3 protein-coding genes and 3 pseudogenes are annotated in these 10,442 nt (G+C 72.1%); all 6 read right to left on the bottom strand.

The features are described 5' to 3' along the window. Positions 1-17 precede the first annotated feature (17 nt). A pseudogene (locus Q3Y56_RS00605) lies at positions 18-5,138 on the bottom strand (amino acid adenylation domain-containing protein); the annotation flags it as partial. 32 nt (positions 5,139-5,170) lie between these two features. Continuing rightward, a pseudogene (locus Q3Y56_RS00615) lies at positions 5,171-8,745 on the bottom strand (condensation domain-containing protein). 35 nt (positions 8,746-8,780) lie between these two features. Beyond that, a complete protein-coding gene (locus tag Q3Y56_RS00620; RefSeq protein WP_304460044.1) occupies positions 8,781-9,779 on the bottom strand; it encodes a 3-oxoacyl-[acyl-carrier-protein] synthase III C-terminal domain-containing protein in 999 nt (332 codons plus the stop codon). Between the two features lie 9 nt (positions 9,780-9,788). Continuing rightward, positions 9,789-9,926, bottom strand: a complete 138-nt coding sequence (locus tag Q3Y56_RS00625) for a hypothetical protein (protein ID WP_304460045.1) — start codon at positions 9,924-9,926, stop codon at positions 9,789-9,791. Further along, positions 9,923-10,117, bottom strand: coding sequence for a phosphopantetheine-binding protein (locus Q3Y56_RS00630; protein WP_304465423.1), 195 nt, complete (start codon positions 10,115-10,117; stop codon positions 9,923-9,925). The genes Q3Y56_RS00625 and Q3Y56_RS00630 overlap by 4 nt, the downstream gene beginning before the upstream one ends. 195 nt (positions 10,118-10,312) lie before the next feature. Beyond that, a pseudogene (locus Q3Y56_RS00635) lies at positions 10,313-10,435 on the bottom strand (hypothetical protein); the annotation flags it as partial. Positions 10,436-10,442 lie beyond the last annotated feature (7 nt).

A 10,442-nucleotide genomic window follows, 5' to 3' on the forward strand; every position in this document is an offset into this window, starting at 1 on the left:
GGGGAATCGGCCGCCTATGTGCCGCGCTGTCGGCGGCAGCGGCATCCAGCCGGCCCCACCGCCGTCGAGTTCGACGAGTACGACACCCGCTTCGCCCGCGCTCGCCACGGCCGCCAGTTCGGCCACGGTGCGGCATTCGAAGATCTGCCGGGGAGTGATCCCGACGCCCCGCGCCCGAGCCCGCGACACCACCTGGATCGACCGGATGCTGTCCCCGCCGACGGCGAAGAAGTCGTCGTCGGCGCCGACCCATTCCCGGCCGAGGACCTCCGCGTACACCTCGGCGAGCACCTCTTCGACGGGCGAGCTCGGGGCCCGGTACGCCGCGGCGGTGAATCCGGGGTCCGGCAGCGCGGCCCTGTCCACCTTCCCGCTGGGTGTCAACGGAAGCCTGTCCAGCGTCACGACCTGCGACGGCACCATGAACTCCGGCAGTCGCTCGGCCAGGGACCGCCGTATCTCGGCCACGTCGACGCCGAGGTCGACGTCGTATTCGGAGACCGCGGCCGGGACGACGTACCCCACCAGCCGTGTTCCCCGGTCCCCTTCGACCGCCGCCACCGCCGCCTGTGCCACGCCCGGACACGACACCAGCGCGGCCTCCACCTCGCCCGGCTCGATCCGCACCCCGCGCACCTTCACCTGCGCGTCGGCGCGTCCCACGCACTCCAACTCGCCGTTTTGGTTCCAGCGGGCCAGGTCCCCGGTGCGGTACATCCGCGACCCGGCGGGGCCGAACGGGTTCGCCACGAACCGCTCCGCCGTCATGCCCGCCCGGCCGAGATAGCCACGGCCCACCTCACCGGCCACGTACAGCTCCCCCACCACACCGAACGGCACCAACCCCAGCCCGGGGCCCAGCACATACGCGCGCGTGGTCCCCAGCGGCGCACCGATCGGCACCACGCCCGGACCGGTCTCCTCGGGAATCCGGAACGCCGTGGCATAGAAGGACTCGCTCTGCCCGTAGGCGTTGATCAGCCGCGCTCCGGGCAGGGCGTCCCGCACCCGGTCGACCAGTCCGGCCGTCAGGGGTTCACCGGCGAACACCACGGTGTCGGCCTTGATCGCGTCACCGACCCGGTCCAGGACCGACGGCACCGCACTGACCACGTCCCCCGACCAGGGGCCGCACTCGACCACGTCCTGGACCACCTCGACGGTGGCGCCCGCGCTCAGTGCGGCCATGACCTCGAACACCGACACGTCGAAGCCCACCGACGTCGACCCCAGGACCCGCTGCCCCGGCCGCAGGCCGATCAGCTCGACCAGCCGCGACACGTCATGCGCCACGCACCCGTGGGTGATCACCGCTCCCTTGGGCGTCCCCGTCGAACCGGAGGTGTACATCACGTACGCGGCGTTGCCGGGCCGTACTCCCCTGTCGAGGTTTCCGCCGTCTCCGGCCGTGAGGTCCAGCTCGTCCAGGTCCGTCAGGACGAACTCCGGGCGCGCTTCGGACAGCACGACGGCCGCCCGCCCGCTGGGGTGCCGCGGATCGATCGGGACGTACCCGGCACCGGACTTCCAGATGCCCAGCATGCCGACGACAAGGTCGATCGACCGCGGCAGCGCGAGGCCCACCAGCACCTCCGGCCGCGCGCCCCGTTCCACCAGCGCACGGGCCAGCCGGTTGGCCCGGACGTTCAGCTGCCCGTAGGTCAGGGAGACCCCGTCGCACGACACCGCGATCGCGTCCGGGTCAGCCGCGACCCGCCGCTCGAACAACTCCGGCACCGTCACGTCAGGCGTCGCCGCCACGGTGGTGTCGCGCTCCCCGAGCAGGCGCTCCCGCTCGCCGGTCATCAGCACGTCGACGGTCCGGCGCCGGGGATCGGCCACCACCTGCCGCAGGACGGCCTCGTAGCGGGTGACGACGGCCTCCGCGGTGGCACGGTCGAACAGGTCGGTGGCGTACTCCAAGCGGCCGTGGACACCCTGCCCCGGGATTTCGGTCAGGTTGAAGAACAGGTCGGTCCTGGCTGTCGTGGTCGGCACCGGTTCGAGCGTGGCGTCGAGGCCCGTGAGGGCGAAGCCCGGGCCCGCGGCCGTCCGCCAGCCGAACAGCACCTGGAACAACGGCTGGTAGGCGGTGGACCGTTCCGGGTTGAGGATCTCCACGAGCTGTTCGAACGGGACGTCCTGCTGGTCGTAGGCCGCCAGGGCCTTGGCCCGTACCCGGTCCACGACGGTCTCGAACGACGGGCTGCCCGACAGGTCGGCCCGCAGGACCCAGGTGTTGAGGAAGAACCCGACCGAGTCGGCGAGTGCCTCGTCCACTCGGCCCGCGATGGGCGAACCGATCGTGATGTCCTCACCGCCGCCGAGCTGGTGCAACAACACGGCCAGCGCCGCCTGCAGCACCATGGGGACGGTCGCCCCCGCTCACGCGCCAGCTCGCCCACCGCGTCGAGCAGACGGGGATCGAGGCTGAGGTCCACCACGTCGCCGCGGTGGCTGGCCACCGGCGGCCGCGGGCGATCCACGGGCAGTCGCACGGGCCGTACCCCGGCCAGCTCGGCCCGCCAGTAGGCCACCTGGCTCGCCAGGAGACCGTTCCCGTCCGCCAGCAGTTCCCGTTGCCACAAGGTGAAGTCCGTGTACTGCACGGGCAGCTCCGCCCACTGCGGGCGTGTGCCGCCGCGCCGAGCGTCGTAGGCGGCGCTCAGGTCGCGTGCCAACGGCGCCGCCGACTCGCCGTCGGCCGCGATGTGGTGGACCAGCAACACCAGCACGTGCTCGTCCGGGCCGGACCGGAACAGCGACGTCCGCACCGGGATCTCCGCGGACAGGTCGAACGGACGGGCCACGGCCGCAGCCACGGCATCGGCCATATTGTCCGGCTCCACGTCCACGACCGGCAGGTCCGGCAGGGCCTCGTCCGCGGGCAGCACCCGCTGGAACGGCACGCCGTCCTCCTCGACGACCACGGTGCGAAGGCTCTCGTGACGTCGCATCACGTCCCGCACCGCCAGCGTCAGCGCTGCCACGTCGAGCGTGCCGGTCAACCGAAGCGTCAGCGGGATGTTCCAGGCGGCCGACGGTCCTTCGAACCGGTCGAGGAACCACAACCGGCGCTGTGCGAACGACAGCGGCACCCGGTCCGGTCGCCGCGCGGCTCGACGCAGGGGCGGTCGGACCGGGGTTCCGGCCTGGAGACGCTGGGCCAGCTCCGCGACCGTGGGCGCCTCGAACACCGCCTGGATGGGGACCTCGGCGTTCAGCGCGGTCCGGATCCGGCTGACAAGCCGGGTCGCCAGCAGGGAGTGCCCACCGAGCTCGAAGAAGCCGTCGTCGACACCGACCCGCTCGACGCCGAGCACGTCCGCGAAGAGCCCGCACAGGGCCTCCTCGGACGCGTCGCGGGGCGCCCGGTACGCCCGGTCAGCGGCCTCCGGCTCGGGCAGGGCCGCCTTGTCCAGTTTTCCGGTCGGCGTCCACGGCATCCGGTCGAGCACCACGATCGCCGACGGCACCATGAACTCCGGCAGACGCCCCGACAGGAACGCACGGAACTCCTCCGCCGTGACGCCGCCGCGCGCGACCACATAACCCAGGAGGTACTTGCCCTTGTCCTGGTCCTCGCGGGCCACCACCGCTGCCTCGACCGCCGCCGGGTGGGCGCTCAGCACAGCCTGGATCTCACCCAGTTCGATCCGGAACCCGCGGATCTTGACCTGGTCGTCCGCGCGGCCCTGGAAGACCAGCTCGCGGTCCGGGGTCCAGCGCACGACGTCGCCCGTCCGGTACATCCTCTCGCCGGGCAGCCCGAACGGGCAGGCCACGAACCGTTCCGCCGTCGCCCCCGGTCGGCCGCGATACCCGCGCGCGAGCCCCTCGCCCGCGAGGTAGAGCTCGCCGGCGGTGCCGGGGGGCACCGGACGCAGCGCGTCGTCCAGGACGTAGGCACGCATGTTGTCCATCGGCCGCCCGATGGGGATGTCGGCGTCGATGTCCTCGTCGGCGTCCGTGGAGCGGGCAACCGCGCAGACCGTCGTCTCCGTCGGCCCGTAACCGTGCTTGAACGTGGTGCGCGGGCAGGCCTCCAGGGCCTTGCGGAACGTCGAGGGCTGCGCGCGCTCGCCCCCGGTCCACACCTCGCGCACGCCCGCCATGCACGTCACGTCCTCCTCCACCAGGACGTTGAACAGGCCGGTGGTCAGGAAGACCGACGTGATGCCCTCATCGGCGACCAGCTTGGCCAGCGTGTCCGCGCTCAGCCGGCCCGGTGGGGCCATCACCACCCGGCCGCCGCGCAACAGGGGCACCCACAGCTCGTACACCGAGGGGTCGAAGGTCAGCGGCGTGTGGCACAGGACCCGGTCCTGCGTGGCAGCGGTCCACCTGCGGTCGACGGCGAAGGCGACGACATCCCGGTGGGTGATGCCGACCCCCTTCGGCGCCCCGGTCGAGCCGGACGTGTACATCACGTACGCCAACTGGTCCGGGTGATACCGGTGCGGCCGGTGCGCGGCCGCCGGAGCGTCCTGCGGCACCGGAAGGTCGGCAGACTCCAGCGCCCATGCCTTCACGTCCATCACGGGACAGGGCAGGTCGGGCAGGGTGCCCCCGCCCTCGGCGAGCACCAGCGCGGGCCGGGCGTCGTCGATCAGGAGCCGGATCCGCTCGGCGGGCTGGCCGGGGTCCACGGGCAGGTAGGCGCCGCCCGCCCGCACCACCGCCTGTATCGCGACCACGTACCGCGGTGACCGCTCCATGGCGACCGCCACCACCGACTCCGGCCCGATCCCCCGCGCGCTCAGGGCGCGCGCCAGCTGGTCCGCCCGGGTGTGGAGCTCGCGATAGGTGATCGACTCGGCGCCGGAGACCACGGCGACGGCGTCCGGCGTGATCGCGACCTGCCGCTCGAACAGCTCGGGGAGCGAGATCTCGGGGATCGGGACCGTGGTGTCGTTGGCGGTGTCGTCGCCCGTCGCCTCCGCCGAGTCCACCGAATCCGCGGAATCCACGGACTCCACGGACTCCACGGACTCCACGGAATCCACGGTGAGGAGGTCGCGGAGCGGGCGGTCGGGGTCGGCCATCGCGGCGGCGGCGATCTCCTGGAACATGTCGACAAGGCGCCGCATGGTGGTGGCGTCGAAGAGGTCGACCGCGTACTCCAGGAAGGCCTCCATCGGGCCGCCGTCCTGGTCGAACACCCCGAAGGTCAGGTCGCACTTGGCCGTGCCGGGGCGATCCCGGCGATGTCGTCGGGGTCGTGGGTCACCGTCATCCCGGCGAGTTCCTCGGTGGGCGCCTCGTTGTTCTGGTGCGTGTACGCCACGGTGAACATCGGGTGCCTCGACGGGTCACGGTGGCCGCCCAGCGCGGCGACGAGCTTCCCGAACGGCATCTCCTCGTGGTCGAGGACGCCGGTGACGGTGGTCATGCACCGGTGCACGAGGTCGCGGAAGCTCGATCCCGGTGCGACCGGGGTCCTGAAGGGCAGGACGTTGTTGAAGTATCCGATCAGCCCGTGGGTGGCGGGGTTCGTCCGGCCGGAGGTCGCCACACCGACCACCACGTCCCGCTGCCCGGCCCACAGGTGCAGCAGCGCGTCGACCACGGCCAGCATGGTGACGAACGTCGTCACGTTCTCCCGCACGCTGAACGCGCGCAGGTCCCGCACGACGTCCGGAGGGAGCTCGAACGTCAGCAGGTCTCCGACGTAGGACTGGGCCATGGGTCGCGGGCGGTCGAGCGGCAGTTCCGAAGGGGTCAGATCACGCAGCTCGCCGCGCCAGAACTCCAGGCCGCGCGCCATCCGGTCGTCGTCGAGCCAGGACCGCTGCCAGGCGGCGTAGTCCGCGTACTGGATGGGAAGTTCGGGCAGGTCCGGCGTCCGGCCCTCGCGTCGGGCCGTATAGAGTTCCGCGATCTCACGGAAGAAGATGGCCGGCACCCAGCCGTCGAAGATGATGTGGTGCCAGGTGTAGAGCACCATGTGTTCGTCGTCGGCGAGCCGGACGACCGTGGTGCGGAGCAGTGGCCCGTGGTCAGGTCGAACGGCCGGGTCTGGGTTTCCTCGATCACCCGGGCCAGTTCCGTGTCCGGCCGCCCGCCGAGGTCGAGGACCTCCACCTCCGGTTCCGTCAGGTCCGCGAGCGCGTACGGTGCGCCGTCCTCGTCGAGGATCCGGGAACGCAGGATCTCGTGCCGCCGCATCAGGTCGCCGAGTGCGCCCCGGAACGCTTCGAGGTCGAACGGGCCGCTGTAGCGCGCCCTGGCCGGGAGGTTGTAGAGCGGGCTGTTCGGGTTGAGCTTGTCGAGATACCACAGCTGTTCCTGGTTGAAGGACAGCGGCAACCGGCCGCCGCGCGGTATCACCGGGATCGTCCAGCTGTCCGTCGCGGGCGCCACCCGGGCCGATTCGACCAGTGCCGCCAGCTCGCGGATGGTCGGACATCGGTACAGGTCCGCGAAGGTCAGGTGCACCCCGAACCGCCGCTCGACCTCCCGTATCACCGAGATGCCGGCGATCGACGTGCCACCCAGTTCGAAGTAGTTCGCGTCCGGGCTCACGTCCTGGGCGTTCAGCACCTGCCGCCACACGTCCGCGATCTCCAGTTCGGGCGCGCGGGCCGAGAGTGCGGGAACGGATTCACGGGTGCCGCCGTGTTCCACCGCCGGTGCGGGGCCGCCCGGCGGCAGGCACCAGCACGAGACCTCCTCGAACGGATAGGTCGGCACCTCGATCCGCGGGAGGTGCCGCCCCGCGTAGAACCGGTCCCACTCGATGTCCACGCCCAGCGCGTACAGCTCGGCCAGCGCCCGGAGCACCCCGTCCCGGGACGGATCGGAGAACATCCGGACCACCGGGAGCTCGGGGGCCACGCGTGTGATCGCCCGTGACAAGGTGCCATCGGCGCCCAGTTCCACCATGACCGCGCCCTGGTCGGCGAACTCCGCCACCGCCCGCCGCAGGCCCGCTTCGTTCACCTCGTCGGTGATCGGCGCGTCGCGGGCGTCCACGTCCTGGCCGCGCAGCCGCCGAACCGCGAGGTTGCCCACGCCCGAGCCCACCATCTGGAGTTCGCTCACGCCCAGCGACCGCACCAGCTCGTACGCGGCACACAACCGGGCGGCCAACCGCTCGCCCGCCGAACCGGTCCCGCCGACACCGTCGAGCCCCTCGAACGACTCGGACAGCCGGTTCCACGTGGCGTCGCCCAGCTCGCCGTCGCCGGAGAACAGCAGCACGACCTTGGCGGAACGGGGTGCCGTGGCGCCATCGGTCTTGCGCAGCGACGCGGCCAGTTCCCCGGTGTCCTGGGCGACCCCGGCCCATCGGAACGAGTGGTCGTCGCGGCCCCGGTTGAGGACGTGCGCGACGGCGGCCAGCGGCTGATCCGTCTGCTCGAGGAAGTCGGCGACACGTGCGGCGGAGGCGGACAGCGCGGACGCCGACTTCGCCGAGAGGGTGACCAGTTCACTGGTCGCGTCGTCCACCGCGGCGCGGCCGTTCGGGGGCTGCTCGATCACCGCGTGGACGTTGGTGCCGGTGAGCCCGAACGAACTCAGGCCCGCCCGTCGGACACCCGACGGCGGCGCCCACGGCGCGACCGCCGTCTCCACCTGAATCGGACCGGACACATCGACCAGCGGGTTCGGCGACCGGAAGTTCGGATTCGGATACCGCACCCCGTGCCGCAGACCGGCAAGGACCTTGAACAGGCCCGCCATGCCCGAGGCCTGGTCGAGATGGCCGACGTTGCCTTTGATCCCACCGATTCCGCAGGGTCCGGCGAAGCCCGCCTCCGCGAACGCGAGCTGCAGACCGTTGGCCTCCACCACGTCGCCGAGCGGAGTGGCCGACCCGTGGCACTCGACGAGGTCGATCGCGTCGGCGCCGGCCTGCCGCCACGCCTCCACGATCGCCTCGGCCTGGCCGTACGCGCTGGGCGCGCTCATGTTCGTCGCCCGGAACCCGTTGTGGTTGACGGCGATGCCGGTCAGCACCCCGTGGATGTGGTCCCCGTCGGACAGCGCGTCGGACAGCCGCTTGAGCAGCACGAGCCCGCCGCCCTCGCCGGCCGCCGTGCCGTTCGCCTCGGCGTCGAACGGGCGGCAGACGGCGTCCGGCGACTCCAGGCCCGGCAGAGGCTCGTGGGCCTGCCGGGTCACCGGTACCGAGAAGACGTTCAGGCCGCCCGCGACCGCGAGGTCCGCCCGTCCGCCGCGCAGGTTCTCCACGGCCGTGGCGAGGGCGGTGAGACTGCCGCTGCACGCGGTGTCCACCACCGTCGTGGGACCGGTGAAGTCGAAGACGTAGGAAATGCGTGCGGCCGTGGCGGACGGCAGGGAGCCGAGGAGCTGCTGCGGGTCATCGTCCGCGTACAGGCTGGCGTAGCCGGGTGTGGGCGCGCTGAGGACGACGGCGGTGTTCGAGCCGCGCAGCGCCGCCGGGGCGTAGCCGGCGTTCTCGATGGCGCGGTGGGCCAGCTGGAGGGCGATCCGCTGGTGCGGGTCCATCAACTCCGCTTCCCGCAGCGACAGGCCGAAGAACCGGTGATCGAACAGGTCGATGCGGTCCAGATACCCCAGGGTGACGTAGTCGGCGTCGGCGGACGCTCCGGCGTGGTGGATCCTGTCCCTGGCCGGTGGACGCACGCTGACGCGCCTGTCGGCCAGGTTCTCGTGCAGGGTGTCCAGGTCACCGGCGTCCGGCAACGCGAGCGCCACCCCGACGATCGCCACGGCCTCGTGATCAGAGCGCGTCACAGCTCGTATCCCACTTTCCATCGTAACCGAGTGTGCTTACAGGTAACCGAACGTGCTTACAAGTAGTGCGGCGCGGCGGTGCCGTCGCCGATCTGTACGAGCAGCAGGCTCCACGCGGCGACGGGGCTCGCGCTGAGCAGTACCGCGTACTGCCCGTCCTCGAGGCCGCCGCGGTCGAGCTCCGTGCGCAGGTTCAGCAGCACGTCGTTGGGGCCGAGGTGGCCGTACTGCCGGAGGTTGTCGAAGCACGACGTGCTGATCTTGATGCCGAGGGCCTCCTCGGTGAAGCGGAAGGCGCCCTCGGACAGGTTGTGGCTGAGGTGACAGGAGATGTCCTGCGGTGCGAGGTGGTTGCGGTCGAGGAGGCGCCGGTGCAGGTCGCGCAGCCGGTTGCGGGTCTCCACGGCGAGTTGGAAGGAGTACGAGGGGATGTCGCGGCATTCCTCGCGCCACTGGTCGGTGGGCCGGTCGCGGTAGTCGACGCGGAACAGGTCCCAGTGGTCGCCGTTGGTCTCCTGGACGATGTCGAGGACACGGACGGGGCCGCCGCGTGAGATCACCGCGGCGGCGCCGCCGTCGCCGCTGACCGTCACCGGGTGCCGGTAGCGCAGCGGGGTGGGCGGCTTGCTGCCGTGGACGACCAGGACGTGCTCCAGGTCGCCGTCGGCGGCCAGCAGCCCGCGCGCCGCGAGCAGCGCCGGGGTGAGGGAGACGCAGCCGAGGCCGCCCACCGAGAACGTCAGCGCGCGGTCCGCCCCGAGCAGGGCCTGGAGCCGGGTGGCCGACGACGTCATCAGCGTCTCGGGGGCGCGGCCGTCGATGAGGATGAGCGCGTCGAGGTCGTGCGCGTCGAGGTGGGCGTCTGCCAGGGCCCGGCTCGCGGCGCGGGCCGCGAGGTCGAAGGCGGTCAGGGAGTCGTCCGCGCGGACCTCGTCGATGCCGAGCCGTGCGCAGGTCTCCCGCTCGCCCTCGTCGAGACCGGCGAGTCCCGGCAGTTCGGCCACGGGCAGGACGGTGTCGGGCTGGTAGGTGGCCATGGCCTTGATGGCCGTCACGGGAGGCATTCAGCGGCTCCCGTCGGTGGCGGGTTCGGTGAACGCCTGGGCCAGGTGGCGGGCGAGGGCCACTCTGGTGACCGCGGCGGCTTCCCGGCCGGTGGGGGCATCCCCGGACGGAGTCCGGGGGTGGCTCGGGTGCGTCACAGCTCGTACCCCGTTTCGTGTGTGGTGTCGCGGTCGGTCCGGTCCTCGACCAGGCGGGCCATCGCCTCGATCGTGGTGTGCTCGAAGAGGGCGCCCAAGGGCACCTTGCGCGGGCCGAGTCCGCTCAGGCGGCGGCTCAGCGTGAGCAGGGAGAGGGAGGTCCCGCCGGCCTCGAAGAACTTCTCGTGCACGTCGATCTCGTCCCGGCCGAGCAGCTCGGCCCAGATCGCGGCGACCGCCCGCTCCGTGGCCGTCCGCGGCCGCGCCAGTGCGGCCCCGTGCCGGACCTCCGGGCTCGGCGGGTGCGGCAGGGCGCGGCGGTCGACCTTGCCGTGGCCGGTGAGCGGGAAGGCGTCGAGCGTGACGAAGGCGGCGGGAACCATGTAGGGCGGCACACGCCGCGCCACGTGGGCGCGCAGTTCCTCGGGCGCGGGAGCCTCGGCGGCTCCGTCTCCGGAAGTTGCCGCGCTGTCGGCCTCCCCGCCCCCGGTGCCCGCTGCCGGAACCACGTAGGCG

Source organism: Streptomyces sp. XD-27 (assembly GCF_030553055.1).
Lineage (GTDB): Bacteria > Actinomycetota > Actinomycetes > Streptomycetales > Streptomycetaceae > Streptomyces.